This is a genomic window from Bradyrhizobium jicamae (assembly GCF_018130695.1).
Taxonomy (GTDB): domain Bacteria; phylum Pseudomonadota; class Alphaproteobacteria; order Rhizobiales; family Xanthobacteraceae; genus Bradyrhizobium; species Bradyrhizobium jicamae_B.
In genome coordinates this window covers 187,395-211,251 of sequence record NZ_JAFCJX010000012.1, presented here as the reverse complement: position 1 = coordinate 211,251, position 23,857 = coordinate 187,395, and the positions used below count along the sequence as shown (strand labels likewise).

At 61.1% G+C, this 23,857-nt stretch carries 20 protein-coding genes; 2 read left to right on the top strand and 18 right to left on the bottom strand.

Annotation, left to right across the window (positions count from 1 at the left end; genetic code table 11):
* Positions 1-93: 93 nt before the first annotated feature.
* The gene (locus JQ604_RS19615) at positions 94-1,719 is read left to right on the top strand and encodes a CocE/NonD family hydrolase (RefSeq protein ID WP_212359860.1); all 1,626 of its coding nucleotides are present in this window, start codon (positions 94-96) and stop codon (positions 1,717-1,719) included.
* A 113-nt stretch (positions 1,720-1,832) separates the two neighbouring features.
* On the opposite strand, the gene JQ604_RS19610 is transcribed toward JQ604_RS19615, so the two are convergent.
* From JQ604_RS19610 to JQ604_RS19540, 15 genes are all read right to left on the bottom strand, one after another.
* Positions 1,833-2,015 carry a hypothetical protein gene (locus JQ604_RS19610; protein WP_212359857.1) on the bottom strand — a complete coding sequence of 61 codons (183 nt, stop codon included), beginning with the start codon at positions 2,013-2,015 and terminating at the stop codon, positions 1,833-1,835.
* Positions 2,016-2,062: 47 nt separating this feature from the next.
* Positions 2,063-3,178: a WD40 repeat domain-containing protein gene (locus tag JQ604_RS19605; RefSeq protein ID WP_212359854.1), complete on the bottom strand. Its 1,116-nt coding sequence runs from the start codon at positions 3,176-3,178 to the stop codon at positions 2,063-2,065.
* A gap of 8 nt (positions 3,179-3,186) precedes the next feature.
* Positions 3,187-3,495, bottom strand: a complete 309-nt coding sequence (locus tag JQ604_RS19600) for a hypothetical protein (protein WP_212359850.1) — start codon at positions 3,493-3,495, stop codon at positions 3,187-3,189.
* Complete coding sequence (locus JQ604_RS19595; RefSeq protein ID WP_212359846.1) at positions 3,492-3,941, bottom strand: hypothetical protein; 450 nt, start codon at positions 3,939-3,941, stop codon at positions 3,492-3,494. The genes JQ604_RS19600 and JQ604_RS19595 overlap by 4 nt, the downstream gene beginning before the upstream one ends.
* A 15-nt stretch (positions 3,942-3,956) precedes the next feature.
* On the bottom strand, positions 3,957-6,023 hold the full coding sequence (locus JQ604_RS19590; protein WP_212359843.1) for a sigma-54-dependent Fis family transcriptional regulator: 2,067 nt from the start codon (positions 6,021-6,023) through the stop codon (positions 3,957-3,959).
* A 100-nt stretch (positions 6,024-6,123) separates the two neighbouring features.
* Positions 6,124-6,618, bottom strand: a complete 495-nt coding sequence (locus JQ604_RS19585; RefSeq protein WP_212359839.1) for a hypothetical protein — start codon at positions 6,616-6,618, stop codon at positions 6,124-6,126.
* A gap of 298 nt (positions 6,619-6,916) precedes the next feature.
* Positions 6,917-8,548, bottom strand: a complete 1,632-nt coding sequence (locus tag JQ604_RS19580) for a molecular chaperone GroEL (protein WP_212359836.1) — start codon at positions 8,546-8,548, stop codon at positions 6,917-6,919.
* A 106-nt stretch (positions 8,549-8,654) separates the two neighbouring features.
* The gene (locus JQ604_RS19575) at positions 8,655-9,491 is read right to left on the bottom strand and encodes a metal-sulfur cluster assembly factor (protein ID WP_212359833.1); all 837 of its coding nucleotides are present in this window, start codon (positions 9,489-9,491) and stop codon (positions 8,655-8,657) included.
* Between the two features lie 5 nt (positions 9,492-9,496).
* Positions 9,497-10,519, bottom strand: a complete 1,023-nt coding sequence (locus tag JQ604_RS19570) for an amidohydrolase family protein (protein WP_212359829.1) — start codon at positions 10,517-10,519, stop codon at positions 9,497-9,499.
* A 132-nt stretch (positions 10,520-10,651) separates the two neighbouring features.
* Positions 10,652-11,023 carry an MmoB/DmpM family protein gene (locus JQ604_RS19565; RefSeq protein WP_212359825.1) on the bottom strand — a complete coding sequence of 124 codons (372 nt, stop codon included), beginning with the start codon at positions 11,021-11,023 and terminating at the stop codon, positions 10,652-10,654.
* 6 nt (positions 11,024-11,029) lie between these two features.
* Positions 11,030-12,100, bottom strand: a complete 1,071-nt coding sequence (locus tag JQ604_RS19560) for an aromatic/alkene monooxygenase hydroxylase subunit beta (protein ID WP_212359822.1) — start codon at positions 12,098-12,100, stop codon at positions 11,030-11,032.
* A 55-nt stretch (positions 12,101-12,155) separates the two neighbouring features.
* Positions 12,156-13,196, bottom strand: coding sequence for a 2Fe-2S iron-sulfur cluster-binding protein (locus JQ604_RS19555; RefSeq protein WP_212359818.1), 1,041 nt, complete (start codon positions 13,194-13,196; stop codon positions 12,156-12,158).
* Positions 13,197-13,277: 81 nt separating this feature from the next.
* Positions 13,278-14,948 carry an aromatic/alkene/methane monooxygenase hydroxylase/oxygenase subunit alpha gene (locus JQ604_RS19550; RefSeq protein WP_212359814.1) on the bottom strand — a complete coding sequence of 557 codons (1,671 nt, stop codon included), beginning with the start codon at positions 14,946-14,948 and terminating at the stop codon, positions 13,278-13,280.
* Between the two features lie 1,140 nt (positions 14,949-16,088).
* Positions 16,089-17,141: an NAD(P)-dependent alcohol dehydrogenase gene (locus JQ604_RS19545; protein WP_212359809.1), complete on the bottom strand. Its 1,053-nt coding sequence runs from the start codon at positions 17,139-17,141 to the stop codon at positions 16,089-16,091.
* Positions 17,142-18,149: 1,008 nt separating this feature from the next.
* A complete protein-coding gene (locus JQ604_RS19540) occupies positions 18,150-19,130 on the bottom strand; it encodes an alpha/beta fold hydrolase (RefSeq protein ID WP_212359805.1) in 981 nt (326 codons plus the stop codon).
* Between the two features lie 188 nt (positions 19,131-19,318).
* On the opposite strand from JQ604_RS19540, the gene JQ604_RS19535 reads away from it, so the two are divergent.
* A complete protein-coding gene (locus JQ604_RS19535; protein ID WP_212360026.1) occupies positions 19,319-19,693 on the top strand; it encodes a MarR family winged helix-turn-helix transcriptional regulator in 375 nt (124 codons plus the stop codon).
* A 300-nt stretch (positions 19,694-19,993) separates the two neighbouring features.
* On the opposite strand, the gene JQ604_RS19530 is transcribed toward JQ604_RS19535, so the two are convergent.
* From JQ604_RS19530 to JQ604_RS19520, 3 genes are read right to left on the bottom strand one after another with little or no spacing between them, the layout of a single operon-like run.
* The gene (locus JQ604_RS19530; RefSeq protein WP_212359801.1) at positions 19,994-20,869 is read right to left on the bottom strand and encodes a LysR family transcriptional regulator; all 876 of its coding nucleotides are present in this window, start codon (positions 20,867-20,869) and stop codon (positions 19,994-19,996) included.
* Positions 20,870-20,911: 42 nt separating this feature from the next.
* Complete coding sequence (locus JQ604_RS19525; RefSeq protein WP_212359796.1) at positions 20,912-22,240, bottom strand: MFS transporter; 1,329 nt, start codon at positions 22,238-22,240, stop codon at positions 20,912-20,914.
* Positions 22,237-23,679 (bottom strand): sulfatase-like hydrolase/transferase, encoded by a 1,443-nt coding sequence (locus JQ604_RS19520; protein ID WP_212359792.1) that lies wholly within the window; start codon positions 23,677-23,679, stop codon positions 22,237-22,239. Before JQ604_RS19520 ends, JQ604_RS19525 begins: the two co-directional genes overlap by 4 nt.
* Positions 23,680-23,857: the final 178 nt, after the last annotated feature.

The following is a 23,857-nucleotide window of genomic DNA, read 5'->3' as shown; positions in this document are numbered from 1 at the left end:
CCGCGCCTTTAAGCGCACGAATTCACGATGAAGCTTCCGTAGATGTCAGCAAAATCACCCCGACTGCCCGTCCTGCCCCCGCAAATCGAGACCATGACGCTGAAGGACGGCACGCGGCTCGACGCCGACGTGTACCGACCGGCGGCGCCGGGCCCCCATCCGGTTCTGCTTCAGCGCCAGGCCTACAGCAGGCGGATCGCGTGCAGCATCTGCTACGCGCATCCGTCCTGGTACGCCTCACATGGCTATATCGTCGTGGTGCAGGACGTCAGAGGACGCGGCACATCGGAAGGGACATTCCGCCCCGGTGAAAACGAGATCGAGGACGGCGCGGAGGCGGTCGAATGGGCGGCGCGTCTCGACGGCTCCAATGGCGACGTCGGGATGTACGGCTTTTCCTATCAAGCCTACAACCAGTTGCTGGCAGCGGCGGGAGATTGCCCGTCGCTGAAGGCCCTGGCACCGACGATGGGGCCGTGGAATCCGGCGCATTGGGCCTACGAGAACGGGGCCCTGCAGATGAAGCACATGATCGGCTGGGGCATTCAGATCACGGCGGAGGCGGCGCGACGCGCGGGCGACGACGAGGCCTTCAGCGCCTTGCAAGCCGCCGGGACCAACCTGCCGTTCAGCGGCCCGATCGCGGCCATGCCACAATTGCTGCAGAAGTACCGACATTATTCGCACGTCATGGACTGGCTCGAAACGCCCCCCGATTCACCGTATTGGGACCGCATTTCGCCTGTGACGCATCTGGACGCCATTCGCGCCCGCCGATTGCCGATGTTGTTCGTCGGCGGCTGGTTCGACCCCTTCCTGCCGGCCACGATCGAATCCTTCCGGGCTGTCACAAGCAGCTGCGATGACACCAAGCTCATCGTCGGACCCTGGATCCATTTTCCGTGGACACGGAAGGTTGGTTCGGTCGACTTCGGGCCAGATGCGGAGCGCAATGTCGACATCGATCACATCCGGTTCTTTGACCATGTCCTCAAGGGGTCATCGAGCCGGGCCGAAGAGCAACGGGTAGAGTTGTTCGACATGGGTCTGAAAGCATGGCGGCAATATCAGGACATGCCTGCAAACACGCAGGCGCTGTTCCTTGGTGGCACCGGTCGGGCGTCGCTGGACGCTCAGGACGGCACTCTCGGTCTTCGGCCAAACCCGGAGGAGAATGTCGAGCACATCGTGCACGATCCCTGGCGACCCGCGCCTACTGTCGGCGGCTACTACGGCGCTCCGACGGGGCCAGTCGATCGCCGGGTCACCGATGAACGCGGCGACGTCTTGACCTTTACAACGAAGGCTCTTGAAGACGCGATCGAGGTGGTCGGTGAACCCGAGGTCGAACTCGAGCTGAGTTGCGACCGTCCGAGTTTCGATCTTTGCTGCATCCTTTCACTCGTCACTTCTGACGAAAGGGTTCTCCAGATCTCGAGCGGATATGCGCATTACCGCGCCGCGACGGCAGGCCGATACAAGCTGAGACTGGCTACCACGTGCGCGACACTCAAGAAGGGTGAGCGGCTCCGCCTCTCCATCGCGGGGGCCGATTATCCGGCTTATCCTGTCAATCCGGGCACGGGCGAAGATCCGGTAAGCACCCCAAAGACGCATGCCGTGGTGACCACAATTGCGGTCTGGCACGGTCCGTCCCGACCATCACTGCTCCGGTTGCCCGTCAGGCCCGGCTCCGAAATCGCTGTCGCGGGATCGTAGGCCTAGCCCTCGTTGCACCACAGCAACGCCCCGTGAACGAGTGTCTCAAATAAGTCCTTTCAACATTTTGCTCCTGGACCGCTTCCTCAGGTTTCGTATGCGGCAAAAGCCCCTCACTGTGTTGTCGCGCTTCGCTCGAAGGGCTTGTTTTCGGCGATGAACCTCGCCGCCAACACCAAGGCGCCCATCGAGAACTCTTTTCCGTGCGCGGCAATCATGCGCTCGGAGATCTCCGCCAGTTCCTTGAAGAACTGATCCTTGCTTGCGCCTTCGTTTGACGCTTCGGTGACCGTCATGAACTTCCTCCTGGAGCTCGCGGCAAGGCTCGTCGCCCAGCTCGCCGTTACTTGAAGATTTGCGGCGGAAACGTCACGATCGCCGCCTCGCCGCCACGTGTTCCGACGACAAGGTGCTGGCCCTCATCGGACCAGCGGACGACTTGGACCGCGCTCTGGCCCGGCGGTTTGACGACTAGCTCATCGGGGTCGCCAATCCTGGCGACTACGACTCTGCCGTCGCTGTACCCTGCTGCGACCAAAGGGCGTCCTGGATGCATGTCCACAACCTCGACAAGGACGAATCCGCTTCGGCCGGTGCCAAGGCTCGCCGGCTGTTCGCGACCGTCGTCGAGACTGGAAATGTCCCATGCGACTATACGGTAGGCCCCGCTCGTCACAAGAACGCGGGAGTCAGCACTCCAGGAGAGAGACCCAACGCTTGCAGGATAGCTCGGAATCCGAACGGCGCGCGCGTCGGAAAGGCGCAGCAACACGATGCCGGCTTCTGCGACGGACATTGCCAACCAGTTTCCATCGGGACTCCACGCCAAGCTGGAGATCGAGCCCAAGGCCAATGTAGCGGTGGGCTCAGGCCGCGGTCCGAAGGCACGCACAAGCAGACAACCGTCAGCCCCTATCGCAAAGCTCCGACCATCCGGCGAGACAGCCAACGCAGATGAAAGCCCTCCCGCACGCTCCTGAAGCCATCCGACCTCGCCGTTGGAATCGCAGTATATGACCGACCCGCCGGAGGCAGCCAGAATGCCGCCGGCGTGCACCGGGGCGACGAGGTCAATCGGGGCCCCGAGCTTCGCGGCTTGTCGGGTGACGCCGGATGCTGACACGTGCAGCAATTGACTGCCATCGCTTGCGACGAAACCTTCGGGCTCGATCGAGGCGAGATGAAGAGAGGCATCGCTGATGACGACTTTCGTCAACGGCGGGACCGGGTTCCGGCGCGGTGAGATCGTCGGCCGGCCGCCGTCCAAGGCCATACGATAGCGATCCTTCGGCGGCTCGCTGTCGGCCAGCGGAGCGATGGCCAGAGAGCCATCGGCAAGCGCGAACGCCACTGCCTGTCCCGCAGTGTCGAACGCCGCGTTCGTAACGGGTGCCCCCATGGTCCAATGCCGACCAAGCAAGTCATAGAGCGTAGCGGTATCAGCTTCCATCGTGTCCATCGGTCGTCTCACCTGCCGGTCGCAATACACCTGTCGAGTTCTTCGAGACTTCGTTCCAGCGCGGCGCATTGAGCATCGCAAGTCGCCATTCCAGCCCTTGCTTCTTCCAAGCGCTCGTGCGCTTCCTCGATAGCGTCGGTTAACGCATGCGAACCGCCTGTCGTCGCAATCTCCTGCTCAATCCTCTGAATCTCGAATTCTGCTCCACCAGCAAGCTGACGGTTCAGAAGATTCCAGGATTGAGCGGCCGACAACTGCTGAACGACGAGCAACCGCTCCCTCAGCATTTCGACAAGGGCCTCCGGATCGACACTCATGCGCTCGGCTCGATTTGATCCAGGATCCGTTGGAGACCCCGAGCATCGGATACGAAGTGTTGCTGCGCGTCGTTGACGTGAGATTGCAGCGAGTCCCACAGATCGACCCTCAGCAACCGCGCCGGATCGCCGGCCATCGTCTCGATGGTCTGGAGGCCGAACTGATGCCGCAAGCCGATACCCTGCAATACGAAATCCGACAGCTCCCGTGCATGCGTTTCGACGAAAGGTCGCAGTAGCGGATGTGCGCCGTAGCTCATGCCGCGCTTTGCGAGCTCCGTCTCGATGAACTTGATGAAATGTCGCACCAGCAAGCTTTGGCTTTCGCCAACCAAGTGAACCACGAAAGTGACGTCGCGGTCGGCGCGCGCAAGGATCTGCGAGGCCAGCGTCGCCGCGGGTACCGGACCTTCCCCGCCCTTTTGTTCATCCCAGACAGCCGCCATGCCAGCCCCCGATCGCTAGGTTCGGGAACGGTATTGGTGCAATTTGCGATACAGCGTCGCGCGCGAAAGCCCCAGCTTTTCCGCGGCAGCGGCAATATTGCCGCCGGCGTTTGCGACGGCCCTCTCGATGGCACGACGCTCCATCTCGTCAAAGCGCGCGATCTCGTCACCCTCCGATCCCGTAGCGCTATTCTCCGACTGCACGGAGATTGAGGGAGGTTGGGTCGGCGCCACCTCCACGAAATCCTCCGGCAAGTCCCTGGGAGTGACGATGCCTGTGATCGTCATCAGCACGAGATTTTCGATCAGATTGCGCAGCTCGCGAACGTTCCCGGGCCAGGAATAGCGGCGCAGCAATTCCATCGTGGCCGCCTCGAAGCGCAGCGGCTGGGTGCTGTAGATCGCCGCGAATTGTCTGTTGAAGTGATCGATCAGGATCTCGATATCGCCCAGCCGCTCGCGGAGCGGCGGGATGGTGAGCTTGACGACGCCGATCCGGAAATACAGATCCTTGCGGAAACGCCCTTCGGCCACTTCCTGCTTCAGATTCCGATTGGTCGACGCCACAAGCCGGACGTCCACCGGGCGCGCCTTGCTGTCACCGAGTCTGTAAACCGCGCGCTCTTCCAACACACGGAGCAAGTAAGGTTGCAGGTCCATCGGCATCTCGCCGATCTCGTCAAGACTGAGCACGCCGCCATTGGCAAATTCGAACCGCCCGGGCCTTCCCTCGCGCGTAGCGCCGGTATAAGCGCCCGGTGCATGCCCGAATAACTCACCGCCGAGCAACTCTTTCGAGACCGCACCGCAATTGAAGGCGACGAACGGCTCCTTGCCCGTCTTCAGACTGGCGGCATGAACCAGGCGGGCGAACAGTTCCTTGCCGACGCCCGTCTCGCCCTCGAGCAGAATCGCGGTCCGGCCGAGCGCCGCCCGCTCAACTTTCTGCACGACATCCAGCAGTGCCTCGCTGCATCCGACGATCGCTTCCTTTGCCGACATCAGGGCTGCGCGGGTTGTCGGCAACATTTCGGATGCAGCAGGATTTGTCCGCGGCTTCGAAGCAAGCACGAGCATTGCGCCCTTCACGACCCCGTCGACGACCAGTGGCTCGATCCGCTGCTCGCGCAACTCCTCGGGTAACCCCTCGGCCAAGTCTTTGCCCAGCAGGCCTTCGCGACTTGGAAGAATCTGCGACCCAATGTTCAATTCACGAGACTGCGCGATCCGCCGCCAGCGAGCCGACGCCATATCGTTGTGATGGATGACCCGACCAAAGCGATCCAGGATCACCACGCCGTCGGCACTGCCCATCCCTGGCATTCGAGAAATGCTTGCCTCGAGCAGGCGTATTCTTTCGAGCCGGAGCTTTTCCGAGAGTGCGAGTTCGATGTGGTTGGCGGCGATCACCGCCAATGCGACATTGTGCCGGTGAAAGATCGCCTGGGGTCCGGAAAAATCGATGATGCCTATGATGCTGCCGTCGATCGGGCTACGAATGGGGCTACCGACGCAGGTCCAGGCCTTGATGCCCTCGGAAAAGTGTTCCGCGGCGTGGACATGAACCGGTTTTCCCGTGACGAGCGCTGTACCAATGCCGTTGGTGCCGGTCACCGTCTCACCCCAGGCGGCGCCGACTTCGAGGCGAATATCGTGCCCGGCATCGATCGTCCGCTGATCGCCTCCTACGTCAAGAACGACGCCATTCCTGTCGGTGATGACCAACATGGTGGCCGCATCGCCAAGTACCTCCGCAACGCGGCGGAAAGTCTGGGCGCTGGAGCCAAGTAGATCATCATTCTTCAGACGCAGCTCATAGAGATCGTCCGGGGAAGCGATGAAACTGCTGCCCTTGCAGTGTGCATTGACTCCCGACTTGATGCTGCGCTGCCATGAATCTTCGATGACGCCTCGCACCAGAGCGTTCTCGCGCTTTGCGTCTCCGAACGTCAGGAAGTTTTCCCACGCCTTGTTGGTCTCCCGTTCATCGTACGGCCGTCCCTGCTCCGCATCCGCGGCATCTGGAATTTTGTAGCCTTCCAGGGAAAACGGCGGCTTAGCCATGAAGGTTTCCGTCAGCATTGGAGCACCAAACCTATATTGGCAAACAGCAGCTTGATCGGCAGAAACGACATGCGCCGGGCCATTGAGATCGTGCTCTCACCGGCTCGGCTTCCGCGGATCATTCGACCGTTCTGGCGATCGCGTCCAAACCGAGACGGCCCGAGATGATCTGCTCCAGGCGCGCTTCCGACGCCTCATCGGGCACGCTCACTCCCTCGAGGTCCATCAGGACCTTGTGCAATTCGTCATCGAGCGGCTCGAAGATGCCATTCTCTCGCGTCGCCAGAGCGAAGTGTCGCGATTGCCCGCCGCCGCGCAATTCACCAACAAAATGGAGTTGCCGCCCTGACGCGAGATCGGCGATCACGACGCGGCCATTATAGCTGATCCGCACATAGGGCTCGATCTCCTTCGGGCGAGCCCGAGGCGTGGACCAGAGCTTGCCCGACGGCTGAGGCTCAGGGGGAGGCGTCGGATTGCGCAACTCCTGCCAGCGCCCGAGCGTCAGATGATTGGCAAGCGAGTTAATCTTCGTGCGGTTCTTCTGAAGGAAGTCCTTCGCCGCCAGCTCTTCGCGGTGCGGACCATCACGCTTGGAGATGATGTAGGCCATGTCCCGTTTCCTCCTGCTCCGGCGGTCCAATGACCGCAAAGGCTTGTTGCATCGCCTCCTTCGGCCCACGCCGGAGCTTCTAAGATTGTAACTCGTTCCGGACCGTTGTCACCGTCCAATCAGTCCGCGATGGTCAGGGCGTCGCCACCATCTGGCGCTTTGTACCAACCGCGAAGACAGAACCGGAAATTGCGGCTCGGAAGCCCAGCGCCACAAAAAGGACCACCTGTGATAGTGCATCCCTCCCGGTGCCAGACCCTCGAGCTTCCCGCCGGAACGCCAATCGCATTCATGTGCTTCAGGCCCGGCCAAGCTTTTCCGCCCCGCCGCCCAGCGCAGGCCCCTGCGTGGGATCAACGTACTCCGGCACATCGGCAACCAGCGTGTTGGTCGTCAGCACCAGCGTGGCCACGGAAGCAGCGTTTCGGAGCGCGGTATACGTCACCCTGACCGGGTCGACGATCCCGGCAGATACCATGTCGATGAACGCGCCGTTTGCAGCGTCGAACCCGACCCCGGCCCGCGAACTTTGCAGCTCGGCCACAACCTTCGCTGCATCATGGCCGGCATTTCGGGCGATGAACGCGGCGGGACGCGACAGGGTTTCGCGTACTAGCTTGATGCCTTCACCGAGGTCTCCATTGATGTTGCCGAGGGTGCGCGCCACTACCGGCGCGCACTGCGCCAACGCCGTCCCGCCTCCCGGCACGATCCCTTCCTCGGCCGCGGCCCGCGCAGCGCTGAGCGCATCGTCGATCAACTGGATCGTACGCTTCTGCTCGACCGGCGTGACACCGCCCGCAAGGATCACCGCGGTCCCACCCGACAGTTTAGCCAGGCGTTCCTTGAGCTTGTCCTGCTCGATGTTCGGGGGCGCGAGGTCGTGCTGCTTGGCTACCTGCTGACGACGCGCGGCGATCGCCGCATCGTCCCCGCCGCCCCGGATGATCACCGTCTCGCGCGCACTGGCCCGAACCTGCCGCGCAGTACCGAGGTCGGCAAGGTTCGTCTCTTCCAGCTTGCCGCCGAGCTCGCGGGCGATGACCCGTCCCCCGGTGATGATGGCGAGGTCGTCCATCATGGCCTTGCGCCAGTGGCCGTAGTCGGGCGGATTGACCACCAGGATCTTGCCTCGGTTGCCTTCGCCAAGCAGCGTGACAACAACTTCCGGTGCGATCTCTTCGGCAACGATGACAAGCGGTTTCCCGGTCTCCGCGACCCTCGCACGGACCGCCGCCAGCTCGTCCGGCGCCTTGATTTTCAGGTCGGTGAGGAGGATGTAGGGTTGATCCAGCACAACCTCCATCCTCTCCACGTCCGTCACCATGTGATGGGAAATGTAACCACGATCGAACGACATGCCTTCGACCACCTCGAGCGTCGTGCTAGTCGTCAACCCGTATTCGGAACTGATGATGCCGTTCTTGCCAACGCGTTCGACCGCCTCGGCGATTAGACCGCCCAGATGGGAGTCGGTCGACGCGATCGTCGCCACGGCCTGTAGCGTGTTGCGGTCCGATACAGGAATTGCCCCACTCTTCAGGCTCTCGACGACGACTTCGACGGCCCGGTCGATCCCCTTGCAGAGATCGACCGCTTTGGCGCCGCGCTCAAGGGCCGCAACACCGCCTTGAATGAGACCGTTCGCGAGGACCATCGCCGTCGTCGTACCGTCGCCGGCGACTTCGTTGGTCTGCATCGAGACCTCGCGCACCACCTGGGCGCCCATGTTTTCGAAGCGATCCGGCAATTCGATCTCGGAGGCGATGGTGACACCATCGCGCGACACGATGGGCGTGCCGATCGGCCGGTCGACCATCGCGTTCATGCCCTTGGGACCGAGAGTCGATTCGACCGCGGCGGCCAGCTTCTGGACTCCACGCGCAAGAGCGCGGCGAGCTTCTATGTCATGCAGCAGAACTTTTGCCATTGCGTTTCACTCCCACGTGGTCGTTTCTTGGATGATCAGGCCGGGCGAACTTGATGTCCGCTCCGTTTTGTCGACACTTACAGGTCGCACGCGCATCCGCGCGACCTCACGCAAGCGCCGAGGAATGCTTGTCCATTGCAGGCGATCCGACAGACCGTACAGCGCAACCACTGCCGCAACCTCCACACGGAGCTGCTGCCTGTTGCGCGCGATCCCCGTCGAGCTCGCGATAGCGCACAGCAAGAAGGCCCCGGCATAACGAGCTGTTGAACTCCATATTGATGCGCACTCCCCGTAGCCGCTGCAAATACGAGACCATTTCGTGCCGCTTGATGGGGGCCCCATCGAAGGTGACAAAAGCGGGGTCGGCCGGGTGGTCGGCGAGCCGCCGCTCAACCAGAAGCTCGCGATAACGCGGCTTCTGGCGCGCAACGTCTTCCGAGCCGAAGGTGATCGCGTCAAATGTACCGAGATTCATTCGGCAGATCGCCGGATCCTCGTAACCCAGCCCTCGCAACGCCAGAATCATGACTTCCTGGCGCCGCTCGAACGCCTTGCGGCGGAATTTCTCCCGCAGCTCGTCGAGCGACCCGCCGGCCGCGAAGCCCTTGAGTGCATCACCAAACGACATGCCCTCGCGGACGCCCTTGTTGATCTCGTCAGCGACCATGTGATCCCGAAGCTGCGGACGGGCCTCGCGAACCCACGGCAGCGAGGACACCGCCCGGCGCATGTCGTCAGCCATCAGGAAGGCGAAGTTCGCCGAACACCAATAGGTCGGCAGACGGAAGACGATCTCGACGCGGTCATCGTGGTCGACGGAGACCTGCTCGACAAATCCGAGTTCGGTAACCGGCTCGTCGAGCTCGGGATCCGTCACCATCGCAAGGCGCTCCCACACCTCGCCGGTCTTGCGATCATGCTGATGTTGGAGCGCGCTCATGATGCCTACTCCGCCGCAGTCGCGCGAACCTGCTGCGCGAGCTTCGCCTTCTGCGCCTCGATGTCAACGCCGTAGAGGCGCGCCGCATTGAGGCCCAGGATCTTCCGCTTCGCTTCGGGCGTGAGATCGACACCGTGCTCCTGTTTCAGGTCTTCCGGCAGCTCGAAGTTCCAGAACTTCTCGACAAGCCAGCGAGGCGTCCAGATCGCGTAATCGCTGCCGAAGAGGATCTTGTCCTCGCCGACCCAGAACAGAAGCTCGCTAATCACCTCGGCGAAATAGCGCGGACGTCCGTGGATGAACGGTAGCGCCACCGCAAGGCCGCCGTAGACGTTGGTCTCCTGCACGGCGATCCAGCAGAAGTCGTCGAGTCGCGGCAGGCCGCAATGCTCGATGATGAAGTTCAATCCCTGGAAGTCGGTCGCGGCATGGTCGACGTCGTGAACATCGAACGCATCCTTGTCCAACGGAATGATCGTCGGGCCCTTGTGGACGTGGATGTTGATGATGCCGAGCTTCTGGCAGAGCTCGAGGCAGCGATAGGCATTGGGATCCGTGAGCTTCCACCCACGCGAGTCCCCCTTCCACTCGGCGGTATAGAGCTTGACGCCCTTGATGCCGAACGTCTCCCTCATGTAGTGGATGTACTCGAGCGCCTTCTCGCCATCCCGTGGATCGAAGGCGCCGTTGACGATGAAGCGGTCCTTGTACTTCTTCGCCATCTCGGCGTTGCGATCGATGGTGTTGAACCCGTTCTTGTAGAACTCCGTGAGGTAGGTCGACTGAACGACCGCCATGTCGTCGGGACCGTCGACGAACAGATCGTGGTACATCTGATCGGCGCTGTATTTTTCGAACTGCTCCTTCGGCCAGAGCCTGTCCTTCGGGCTGAGCGAGGTGTGGTAGGCGTAGAAGCAGTCGATGAACTGCTTGCCGTGGACGTTGAGCTGATTCGCCGGGCTGCCGTCCCAAAAATGGGTATGGCCGTCGATAACGAACACTTCCTCGCCACTGGGAGTTATGAACATGATGCTCTCCGGAAATTCCTGGTTGGCTCTAGTCGATCAAACGAAGCGCTGTGGTCGTGCGAGACCACTTCGAGAAGCGGCGGGGCCACAGCCGCCGGGGATGCGGCCCCACCCAGTCAGGGAGAAGGAAGCTCACTCGATGTATTCGAAGACCTCGTCCATATTGCCGAACAGCGTCACCGTATTGTCGTCGATACGCACCATCCGTCCATAGTGGGTCGAGGTGTTCACCTCGAAGATCTCGGCCGTCATTTCTTTGCCGAGGATCTCGCTGATCTCGTCCATCTTGAAGATCAACTTGCCCTCGCCGTCGATGCGGATCAGGGCCGGCTGGTAGGTCACGGTCACGCTCGGCTTCTTCCCCATGAATTCGGCGATAGCGCGCGCCTCGACGCTGTCATTCATGGTGACGCCGCACTGATGGGAAATCGTCTGTTCGAAGACGAGGTCGCCCATTTTCTGGAAGATGTTCTGGTTGGTCGCACTTCTTGAAGCAACGGACATTGCAATTTACTCCTTGGGAAGGGTGAGGCCGAGCTCGCCGAGAATCTTCTTGATGCGTTCGACCGACTGCGCACGCGCATCGGCGTACTGCACCGGCTTCGAGTGCGGCTGCGACCAGATCGGCTGCAGGCCGGCCGCCGCCTTGTTGGCGAGCGCGACATGCTTGTTCACCCACCCCTGGAACAGCTTCTTGTTGTGGGCACCATGCTGATTGTCGGTCACCAGAAGGTGCATCAGGTCGATCGTATTCGCGAGATTGCGCTCGTAGTCCGCTTCCGCGGACGAAATCACCGGCGGCGTGATGAAGTCGCCGTTCGACGAGGCCACCTGCATCAGGAAGCCGCTGCGAAACAGCTCGCCGACCAACGGCTCGAACACGATGTTGGTGGCGAAATACTGCTCGAGATAGTCGGCCGAGCCCATGATCGACTCGATCGCTTCCCGCGTTCCTTGCCAGCCCTTGTCTTCGAGCCAGACCCGCTTGCCGGCCGTGTCGTCGAAGCCCGGAATGTCCATTCCGATCTCGGCGAGATACAGCGTAATATCCTGTGAAAGCCGAAGCTTGTAGGACGAGTTCGTCAGCGTCGCATTGTTAATCATCTGGGTGTAGCCGTAACGCTGAGCCTGCATCAGCGACGTGCCGAGACCGAACTCGGCGTGCTTCCACGCACCGAGATGATTCTGCAGGATCTTGATCCAGGCCTTGTCGAAGCTCTTCGGCGCCCCGGACTTGCGACCGTTGGCGATCACGGCCTGGACCATGGCTTCGATTTTGGACTGGCGCTGGTAGTGCGTGCGCTCCCACTCCTGGTCGGGAGCACGGAACGCATGCCAATTCGAGCTGAGGGCCGCCGTGTTGTCCTTGGTGTATGCACCCTTGCCGTCGGGAAAGGAGATGATCCAGTCCTGCAACAGGTAACGTTCCGGATCCGGCTGCACGTCGACTGTTACGTCTTCGTAGTGCGTGGCTCGCTTGTTGCGCGGTTCGAAATAGCGGTATCTACGGCTATCCGAATCTGGAAACACCGCAGAACCTGCTGCACCGGATTTGGCTGATACGGTTTGAACGGCAGTCATGGTCGTCTTCCTCCTCCTGTTGTTGGGCTCTAGCTCGTTAGGCGGTCAAGGCGTCTTAGTTGTTCGCCGGCGTGAACTTGTCGAAGAAGATGCGGTCCGACTCGACATCGCTCATCTGCAACACTGGAGTCAGTGCCTCGATCATTGGCGATGGTCCGCAGGCATAGACGTCGACGTCTTCACCATAGTCCGCGCTGCGAAGGTGCTCTCCGACTGCCTCATGCACGAAGCCCTTTGCCCCGCCCCAGGCCGTGTCGTCGGCCGCATGGGAGAGAACCGGAACGAAGGTGAACTCCGGATGCTTGGCGGCGAGCTCCGCGAAATGGTCGAGATAGAAGAGATCGTTCTGCGTCCTGGCTCCGTAGAAGAAGCGCACCGGACGCATTTCCCCGGAGCTGATGTGATCATGCAGGATGGACCACAGTGGCGACATTCCGGATCCGCCGCCGACCAGGATCATGGCTCCAGTTTTGTTTTCTCGTCGGAAGCAGGTCCCGTAGGGTCCCTTGATTCCGACTTCGGTTCCGACGGCGAGATCTCCGTCGAGTCGTGAGGAGAAGCGTCCATTGGGATATTTCTTGATGATGAACGCGAGTTTTTGGCTTTCGCCCGGCGAATTTGCCATGGAAAACGAGCGCGTAATCGTCTCTGGTCCCGGGAGCGTGATGTCGACATATTGACCCGCCCAGAACTTCAGAGGTTGCTCCAGTGTGATTTCGAGGCGGCGGATGTCATGGGTCAGCGCGGAGACGCCGGTAACGGTGCCCATGAAATCCTTGACCGGGATCGATTTCGACAGCACTTCCTCGTCGTAGTTGAGGAGCTCCACTTCGAGATCGGAGTACGCCAAGGTCCGACAGAGCAGGATGTAGTCCTGGCCGCGCTCCATCTCGTTGAGGGCAAATGTCGAGTATTTCTTCAGCTCGACATCGCCTCCGGTAAGGACGCATTTGCACGCCGAGCACTGCCCTTCCTTGCAACCATGCGGCAGCGCGATCCCCTGACGAAACGCAGCGTCGAGAACAGTTTCGTTCTCCTCGACCTCGAACTCTATGCCTACCGGTTGCAGGCGAACGACATTGGCGGGCGCGCCCATAGGGGCCTCCTCAAACGAACGCTTTCATATCTTGGGGAGCGATCGGGAAGGAGCCGGCCGTAGCCGGCCCCTTCCGTCTCCTTAGTGGCAGGGATTGATGGTGAATCCCTTGCGATACTCGGCGAGATGCTTCTCGCGATCGGCCGGGCTCATCTCCCGCAGCGTCTGCAGCGGACTCTTGAGGATGTGGCCGCGGACATCGTCGAGCGTCCACATTTCCTTCTGGTCGAAGCGCAGGTGCGGCTGCGCGACCAGGGTCTTGCCGTCCGTACGCACGAAGCCGAGATCCTTGATGGCGTCGGCAATATCGACATTGTGGTAGACGCTTTCCCACTCACGACGGCCGCTGAACCGCCCCATCGCCGGGGTCGGACGCCCCTGGTACTCGCCGGCGAATGCTTCCACGGCCGTCCACCGATCGAGCTCGTGGGCGAAGGTGTGCAGCTTGCCGTCGATCTCGTCGGTGACCATGTCCTCACGGATGAGGCATGGAACCAGGCACGACCAGCAACGATGCGGATAGACGTAGCCGACGTCGCTGTTGAACAGGATGTTGGTTTGACCGCGATGCGACAGCTTCTCGTACCATTTCCAGAACTCGCCGAACTGCGCATACCAGCCCGGATACTTGTGCTCGAACCACTCGAAGTCCTTGTCGGTCTGGGCCTCGATGCGCCAGAAGTTCGCCGACCAGCCGACCGCGAAGAACTGCGCGACCTTGTGGACGTAGTGCTTCTCGGTCAGCCGCTTCCAGGCGGTCTGCACGTCGTCATGGTGGATCTTGATGCCGTACTTCTCGAGCGGCAGCATGTAGGTCCGGTAATAGTCCTCGAAGATCCAGCGGTGCCACATCTCCGCGTAGGACTCCTTGTTCTTGTCGCGGTTCGTGGTGCCGTATTCAATGAAGGTGCCGATCGCCGCGTCGACGATGGCGTGGTTCTGCCAGAAGGCGTACCGCATGTCGCGCTCGAGCAACAGGTGGTTCTCCGGCTCCTTCAGCATCGACATCAGCATCGAGTGACCGTTGCCGATATGGCGGCTCTCGTCCGACTGAACCGAGAGGAACACGGTCGGCAGCGCATAGTCGCCGTTGCGGGCCGCTTCCGACGGCATGGCGACGAACAGCGTGTTGGTGAACGCCGTTTCGGCGACGACGGTCAGGTAGACATTCGCCGACGTGATGGCGTCACCGGTGATGAAGCCTTCGCCGAACTGGCGACCGATCGTGGTGGCGTAGCACTTGCCGAACGCCTCCTCGGTGATATCGAACCCGGCCGGATCGATGTAATTCTCCATGTACCACTTCTTCAGGTTCATCTGGATCGTCGAGTGACGGAACTCGTCGACCATCTGCATCGTGAAACCGGTGCGAAGGTCCTCACCCGGGGCCAGGCGCCCGACCATTGCCATGGAACGTGCCGCCGAGATTTCCGGGAACGGGATGATCGCCAGGAACAGCTTCATCCATTCGACCCATCGCGGCTCGACGTTGCGGAACATGTCGCCGCGAAGCGCGGCATCGAGGGCGCCGTAGACGCGGTTGTCCTTTTCCTCCTGCATCGGGAAATAGGAGCGAAGGACCTGCTTCATCGGATCCTTCGGCGCCTTCGTGATCTTGTAGTCGGTGGGGAAGGTCATCGCTTCCTGGACGTAGGACGGATTCCATCCGAGATCTGCAATCTTCTTTGCAGCCTCACCGACGGAAATGCCGCGCTGGGCGGTGATCTTGTTGAGTGTTAGCGTTCCAGACATCTCGTCTTTCCTCCTGATCGGGTCAGAAACCACATCGATATTCCGCCTGCCTGGACCTCCGCGGACCGAGCAGTGCTTACCCGTACGTTACGGGCCACCTCGCGACCGTTTGCACGGCCGGACGTTTGATATCGGCAAGGGTCTCGGGATGACTGTGGAACGCCTCATGGATGATCAGGAGCGATCTTCGGACCAGCTGTCTTCCGATCACAATTGAGTCTCTCACCCAAGGCTCGCCCTCAGCTTGACATCCCCTTCCCTCGTTCTTTTCGCGGCTCGCCCCGAACGGAGCAGTCAGCGTTGTTGTGCTGAACAGCTTTGCAATGGGCGTGCCAGCGCGCTCTCGGCTCGCTAGATCGATTTCTGACTGCCGGAGGTGAGGATCAGCGCGGAGGGAGACGTCGCGGCTCGCTGTTGGCGACCTACGGAAATGCAAGCTGCGACAAGAGTTGCAAAATGAGAATCGGCACAACACGGAGACCGTCACTTTGCAGCGCAATGGTTGCGCTGCAGCAGCGCCGCAAATTGTCCCGGGGCAACGGTTTGCGCGCGTTCGGAATCGAGCGCGGTCCACTCGATGCGACAGGCCTCTTTCGCGCTGGGGGCGGCGCATGCCGAGACTGGTGCGTTGCCCGCCCACTCGGACTAGCGATAGTCCTCGAAACTGGCCGACCGTTTTGATTGACGAGCCTTTTCGATCCAGCGCTCGGTGTAGTGGGCGTAGCAGTCATGATCGCAGAAAGGGAGACCGGTACTGAATTCTCTCAGGTAGTGTTCGCGTATCGGCTCACAGCAAGACATGCAGAACGTCTTCAGCCACGGTGTTCTGCCATTGACGAGGACGAACCTCATGCGGCGTTCCCAAGCGATCTTATCGATATGAGATTGACAACGATGCAGATTGAGACGATGGCGCAGAATGAGACTCCGGAGATCAGACCGCTCCTCCGCCTTTGCGATGTTTGCACTGCGATATGAGCTTGTGTGAAACCGATCTGATTGAACTGCAGCAGCCCGTGACCAACAGACGATTGGGGCTCAGGTGACGGCGTCAGACGACACCACACTGGCTTGGCGATGGCCGCTCGCTCGATCCATCGCGAGGAAATGCATGCTCGCGATGGATGATGCAGCTATCCTTCAAGGGATTAACACGGCCCGTCCATGAATCTTGCCGGCATTGAGATCGTGCAAGGCCTTGTTGGCGTCAGCAAGGCGATACTCGGTCGTGGCAAGTTCAACCAGACCTCGGTCCGCAAGAGCCATCAACTCGGTTAGTTCGGCCCACGTGCCGACCAGATTGCCGATGATGTTTTTCTCGGTGATCACCATGTCGACTGTCGGCACCCGAATGTCCTCGCCGTAACCGACGACGTAGTAGCTGCCCATCGGACGGGTCATTGCCAGGCCCTTTGACGTCGTGCCCTTCTCGCCGACGAAGTCGATCACCGCCTCCGCACCGTTTCCACCGGTCAGGTCCAGAACGGCTGCCACTTCGTTGCCGTCAGCTTTCACGAGATGATCGGCGCCCGATTTTTCGGCCAGTTTCAGCGATGCTTCGGACTTGTCGACGACAATGATGTCGGCCGCACACATCGCTTTGAGGCACTGGATTCCAATGTGGCCCAACCCGCCCGCACCGATAACAACGCAAGATTCGCCCGGCAAAAGGTGACGCGTGGCCTTCTTGACGGCGCGATAGGCGGTGAGGCCTGCATCCGCGTACGGCGCGACATCCTTTGGCGCCAAAGTCCGTGGCAGCGGGACGATATTGCGTTCTGAGGTGCAAAGGAATTCTGCATAGCCGCCGTTGCAATCGAGGCCTGGAAACGTTCCGGGACCATGCATATCGAATCCTCGGCGACAGGCGAGGCATGTCCCGCCGCTGATCTTCGGATGGACGATGACAGGATCGCCCTTCTTCAGTCCCTCGACTTCCTTGCCGACTTCCTCGATCCAGCCTGCATTTTCGTGTCCCATGACGAGGGGAAGCAGCTTGTCACCGCTCGGATCCATGTGCGGCTTCCACACGCCCTCGACGATGTGAAGGTCGGTCCGGCATACGCCCGCACCACCTATGCGGACAATGACGTCGGTTGATTTCGTCAACTTCGGATCAGGCACCATCTCTTCCCCGACCCAAAGGTCGTTGGAAAGTTTCTCGTCATAGGCTCTCAATACTTGGGCTCTCATTTTCTCCTCCGTGCCCCCGGCGAGCTACGGCGCGCCATCGGGTCATTCGAGCCTCAGCATTTTTTGTGCCAGTAGATTTGTGTCGCGGCGCCCACGGCTCTTGTCCGAGACGCGCCAACGGCGTTTCTGCGTTGCAGCGCGGACGTCACTGTTCATCCACGATGAAACAGCCGGCTACTACCAAGCATGGATCAGCGTCGTCTAAAGTCCTTGATCATCGGGAAGGTCGATGATCAGGCTAAGCACGACAAGAAGGATAGCGGGTGGGCTTTGCTGCGCATTGCCTGCGACGCACTGTTGTCATGTTCAGAAGTATCGGGTCGACGTTCCATCGCTACCACCTTTTTTCGCGTTCGCGGAAAGTCGAACGGCATTGGCGCTCTCACTTCCTTAATTGACAAATAATCTTCTAACGCGCGAAATTTGCGCCTGTTGCCGCAGCGCGTTACGAAGTCTGTCTGGCGCCCAACTTCTCTCGCAAGTATCGAAGCGCTTTTGGTCCGATGCGAAGAAGTCGTCTAATATCTACGTCGCTTGCCTTGCGAACTTCGCCAACGGTCGAAAGACTTGCTCGGATTAGCGAGTTGACAATGATCGTTGGCATTTGAACCTTGGTAAGCTTTGTCGCGTCGGATAGTTCGGTTGTTGGGTCCAACCGGCCGGGAACGAAAACAATGGGCCAACGCCCTCTCTTTAACGGCTTCGACACTAAGTGGCTCCGACTGCGAAAGAAAGCTCCTCACCGATACTCTCCGTCGGCGACCCGCCGAACAAGCATTGGGCGAACGCATTCATCAGAACTGATATTGCAGTCCGGCATTTGTCGAATTGGCGAGCTCGCAGATTGAGCGACAGCCTATGACACGGTGAAAGAGGTCTAACGGCTTCAAACAGGATTGGATCTTTCGTGAACAACATTCCGGAGGTGGATCACGACGCGTTTGGCAGACCGCAAGGCCGGGGCGATCGTCCCGTGTGCACAGCCGGGGCGATCGCTTTCGGAAAATCTTAGGCTCGGAAGAACGCTAGTAGGTCTGCGTTGATGATATCATCGTGGGTGGAAGCCATTCCATGGGGCAGGCCGGGATAGGTCTTCAACGTGCCGTGCTTAACCAGCTTGATCGCCAACTTGGCGCTGTCGCCGATCGGAACGATCTGATCGTCCTCGCCGTGCATAATCAGAACGGGAACATCAATCTTCTTCAAGTCGTCGGTGAAATCGGTCTCAGAGAAGGCCTTGATGCAGTCGTAGTGGGCTTTGGCGCCGCCCATCATGCCTTGACGCCACCAGTTGTCGATGAGGCCTTGACTGACTTTGGCACCCGACCGGTTGAACCCGTAGAACGGCCCCGATGGGACGTCCTTGAAGAACTGCGCACGGTTCGCAACTAGCGCGGAGCGGAAGCCGTCGAACACTTCAAGCGAAAGGCCACCAGGATTGGCGGCCGTCTTCAACATGATCGGCGGCACGGCGCCGACAAGTACCGCCTTCGCGACGCGACCCGGCTTGGCGCGAGCGACATAATGCGCAACTTCGCCGCCGCCCGTGGAGTGACCTACGTGAATGGCATTCTTCAAATCGAGGTGGTCAGTTAGAGCGATGACGTCGGCGGCGTATGTATCCATTTCGTTGCCGCTATCGGTCTGCGTCGAACGACCATGCCCGCGGCGATCGTGGGCGATAACGCGATAGCCCTTTAACAGGAAGAACATCATTTGGGCGTCCCAGTCGTCAGCGCTAAGCGGCCAGCCGTGATGGAAAACGACGGGCTGCGCATCGTTGGCGCCCCAATCCTTATAGAAGATCTGGACTCCGTCTCGAGCGGTCACGAAGCCGCTCTCTGCGCGGCCCGCGGCACGAGATGCTGCAGAGGTCTTCTTCGCGGCCTCGGAAGCTGTGGTGGGGCCCAGAGATGCTGCTGCAACAGCGGCGAGGCCTATGCCTGCGGTCATTGCGCCGCGGCGTGTGGTTTCGTTCGACCGGCTCATGCTTCCTCCCTATTTAAGTATCGCAATAATTGTTATTGCGATAACTAAATGATTAATGCCTGGGGGCCGCCGTGTCCACAAAATTCGTTATCGCGATATTATTTCTTGTGCTATGGAGAACTGTGACGACAAATGTAAAAACGCGCCCGTTAAACCGGCAGATCTGCTTCACTCTCTACACGACCAGCATGGCCATCACACGGGCCTACAAGCCTTTGCTCGACGACTTGGGATTGACCTATCCGCAATATTTGGTGCTTTGCACTCTCGGCGAGGACGGTCCTATGACAGTTGGCGCCATCGCCATTCGGCTAGATCTGGAATCCAGCACGGTGACCCCGCTGGTCAAGAGGTTGGAAGCCGCCGAACTTGTCGAGCGGCGGCGAGATCCCGAGGATGAACGCAAGGTGGAGGTCACGATGACCTCAGCCGGCTATGCGTTGCTTGAACGGGCCCGATGCCTCGGCGACCTTTTGCTAGAGCGCTCAGGCATGGACGAGAACGCGCTAGAGGCGCTGAACAAGCGTGTGCAGGCTATGCGCGCGGAAATCGTGAAAGGCTAAGCTATAGGTCGGGCAGTTCGTCGCGGTACGTCAAAATGGATGCGCGGGCGGAACCTTCGCCCTTTGCGAAATGTCAGAAAGACCGACATGCCGACCTTCTTAGGCGGAGGCCTCCCACTCGCTCGTTCCACTACTTTCGCCTAAAACGTGATGGCATTAAGTTCGATAGCCTGAATTTTTGAGGTAGTTGGCGCGTTCCTCGGAGGTGAAGGCATCGAGGGGTGGCCCTTCCCGCTGCACAGAATCGTGCAGACGTCGGGGCCATCACGACGGCCATGTTGTTGTGGGATCTTCGCCGCGCTACTCCTTGGCGAATTTGGCGATGGCCTTGACGATGGGCGAGCGCCATGTCGCTCCGGTAGTCAGCATCCAGCATTCATACCGAAAATCCGAGATCAGTCCCACCTCGACCAGATCTCCGCGCTCGAGCTCCCGTTCGAACACAAAGCGTGGGCCGCGCGCTATATGATCCGTCTCGACCGCCATTCGCTTAATGAGATCGTAGTCATCGGAAAGAAAAGCTTCGAGGTTGCGCGTCTGCGCATCGGCGATCTCGCCGAGCCAGGCCCGGAAGTCCGGCGTAAGGCCGGCGCTCGCCAGTGGCAGGCGCGCGAGCTCGGCGGCCGACAACGGCGCGGCCTTCAGCGCAGCGTGGCCTGGGCGCGCGACGACGATGTAGCGATCCTCGAACACCTTGACGCGGATGAAGCCGTCCTGCGGCGTCGCAAGCTGGTGATTGCAGAACACGAGGTCGAACGTGCCGGCCCGCAGCGCCCGCATCATCAGGTTCGGCCCGGCGTAGCGGGTGACGAACTGCAGGCGGGGAAAGGCCTGCGCGGCCCTCTGCATGACCTTGGGCAGCGGATGCAGGCGGGTGGCGGGACCGACGCCGATCTTCAGCATGCCGGCTTCGCCTCTGGCCATCTGCTCGAGCTCGTGGCCGAGCGTGCCGACACTCTGCAACAGCGTCGAGGCATGATCGGCGACGAACTGGCCATAGGAGGTCGGGCGGGCGCTGGTGTTGGTCCGCTCGAACAGCTGAATGCCGAGCTTGGCTTCGAGGCGGCCGATGCTCTTGCTCAGCGTGGGCTGGGCGATGCCCAGCGCCTTGGCCGCGCCGCTGAAGCTGCCTGCGCGGCAGATCGCGACGATCTGTTCGAGGTGACGCAAATCCATGGCGCGACCATAGCAGATGCGTGCGGTCGCAACGAGATGGCGTTATTTGCGCGCCTCCGGCACCCTGATCAGGACCGCGATCGCCGCGCTCAGCAGCAGGGAGACGCCGCCGGCGGCCAGCGCCAGCGAGAAGCTGCCGGTCTGGGTTTTCGCAACGCCGAAGAACCATGGACCCACGGTGCCACCGAGATTGCCGAGGCCATTGATCAGGCCGATACCGACGCCGGCCACGCTCGCCGGCAGCACTTCGCCGGGCAGTGTCCAGAACGGTCCGAAGCGGCCAAGGAACGCGCCGATGCCGATCGACAGGCAGATCACGGTCGCCCAGGTGCCGCCACCCGTGAACTGGAGAACGATCAGCGGCACGCCCGCGACCGCGGTCGCCGCTATCATGTGCCATTTGCGCTCGCGCAGCCGGTCTGAGCTGCTGGCGACCGCCAGCATCGTGATGATCCCGAGGACAGAAGGCGCTGAGGCGAGCAGCCCGACCAGACCGATCGACAATCCGGTCTCCTTCAGCACCGTGGGGAACCAGAAGTTCACGCCCCATTCGGCCATCAGGGCCAGGAAATTATATAGCGCGAGCAGCAGCACGCTCGGATGCCAGAGTGTCGAGACCCAGTGGCCGGAAATCGTTTCGGTTGCCTGCTCGGCCTCGGTCGCCAGCGCAGCGGTCAGCTCGACGCGCTCGCGCAGCGGCAGCCATTTCGCGTCGCTCGGGCGATCCTCGATCGCCCACCACCAGACCAGCGCCCAGACCAGGCCGGGAATGGCTTCGATCGCGAACATCCAGCGCCAGTGTGAATAGGTCAGGATCAGCCCGGAGATCGGGCCCGCGATCATCGGTGCGATCGGGAAGGTGAGCAGGAACAGCGCGTTGGCGCGGGCCCGCTCCGCCTTCGTGAACCAGTTCTTGATCAGCACCAGCGTGCAGGTCAGCACCCCCCCTTCGGCCAGCCCCAGCGCGAAGCGGTTGAGCGCAAGCTCGAACGGCGTCTGCACGAGCGCCGTCGTGAGCGAGATGAAGCTCCAGAGCAGCATCTGACACAGCAGCACCCGCTTGGGACTCCAGGTCGAGGCCAGCCGTCCGGCCGGGATTTGCAGGAGGATGTAACCCCAGAAGAACAGGCCGTTGGCGAAGCCGAGGCCGGCAGGCGTGAGACCGAGGTCGTCCCTGACGAAAGGCGCAGCCATCGACAGATTGGTGCGATCGACGAAGGCGAGCAGATACATCGTGAAGGCGACGCCAAGGATACGCGCCCAGCGGTTTTTCGCGAGGCGGATGGCAAAGAATGCAGTGTCCTGCGAAGGCCGGGATGAAGCGATCGTTGGGGTCTGTCGATCGATGCTGGAGGCTGGGGTTTCGCTCATGAGATCAGCCCGGCCGGCACGGGCGTGTAGAGCTTCTTGGTCGGCAGGTTCGCCATGACCTGCTCCGGTCCGCCCTTGCTCTCGATCAGCAGGCGCTGCGCCTCGTTGGCGCGGCGGTCTTCTTCCTCGGGGTTCACGATCGCGCGCAATTGCGCATCGAGCGTTTTCACCGTCGCGGCATATTCCGGCCGCGCGGCGAGATTGGTGCTTTCCTCCGGGTCGTTTTCCAGATCGAACAGCTCGGGCTCGAAGCGGACGTAGTAGATGTATTTGAACCGGCCTTTGCGCAGCATGTAGGACGCCGACGGCGAACCCGCGGCGTGATATTCGCTGAAGGCGACGCGGTCGCGATCATCGCCTTCGTTGGCGAGGCCGAACAGCGAGTGGCCGGGAACGTCGTCGCCGTCAGCGGAAAGGCCGACGCCGTCGAGCACCGTGGGATAGGCATCGACCAGCGACACCGGCGTCGACGAGAGCTTGCCCGCCGGTATACCTTCGCCGGCGACGATCATGGGGATCGCGACCGCTTCCTGATAGTGGTTGGATTTGCCCCAGAAGCCACGCTTGCCGGCGTTCTCGCCGTGGTCCGACGTGTAGAGGATGCGCGTGGCTTCGCGCAGTCCCGCCGCATCGAGTGCGCCGAGCACGCGGCCAACCTGCGCGTCCATGAAGCTGACGAGACCGAGATAGGCCGCGAGCGCGCGCCGCTGGTCCTGCGGATTGGGCGCGCCGCCCGACAGCAGATCCGCGAGCCAGGGATGCGGCTGATAGCCGGAACTCGGGCCGTAGGTCGGATCCGGCATGTCTTCGATCGGGTACAGGTCGAAGAATTCCTTCGGTGCCACCAGCGGATAGTGCGGTGTCACGAAGGAGACGAACAGCGCCCAGGGCTGTCGCGATCCAGCAGCCTCGTGCAGCCACTGCGTGGCGATGTCGGCGACGCGGCGGTCATACTGGGTGTACTCGCTCTCGCCGACGCTGGCCGCTTCGGCGATCGCCGAGCGCTTGCGCGGTGGCGGCACGAAATCGGGGAATTGCTTGCGGATCGACAGCTGGATCATGCCGACGCCGCCGGTGATGTGCATCGGGATATGCTGCTTGTCGAAGCCGGTCGGATCCTCCTCAAGCCGGTAGTGCAGCTTGCCGACGGATTCGACGCGCACCCCGGCCGCCTGGAGCTTGTGGCCCCAGCTCGGCACCCGTCCGTCATAGGCGATCGAGTTGTCCCAATATTCGATGTCGTGGATGTAACGGCCGGTGGCGAAGCTCGCGCGGGCCGGCACGCAGATTGGGCAGCTGGTATAGGCATCGACGAAACGCGTGCCGCGCGCTGCCAGCGCATCGAGATTCGGCGTCTTGGCGAGCGGATGTCCGGCACAGCCCAGCATGCTGGCGTTGTGCTCGTCGGACATCAGAATGAGCAGATTCTGGGCCTTCAAGTCCGTCCTCCCTGTTTTTTCTGCCGCGCGCTTTGACAGGCTCGAAAGCAGTTGTTGCGTCGAGAGTGCCAGAGCAGGCCGAAGGGAGGTACCGACAAAACTTCACAAGGGTCATAGCCGCCGTCTATGACGAATTCAATGTAGCATGTGGCGGCTGACGGCAACGAGCGGAGCAAAC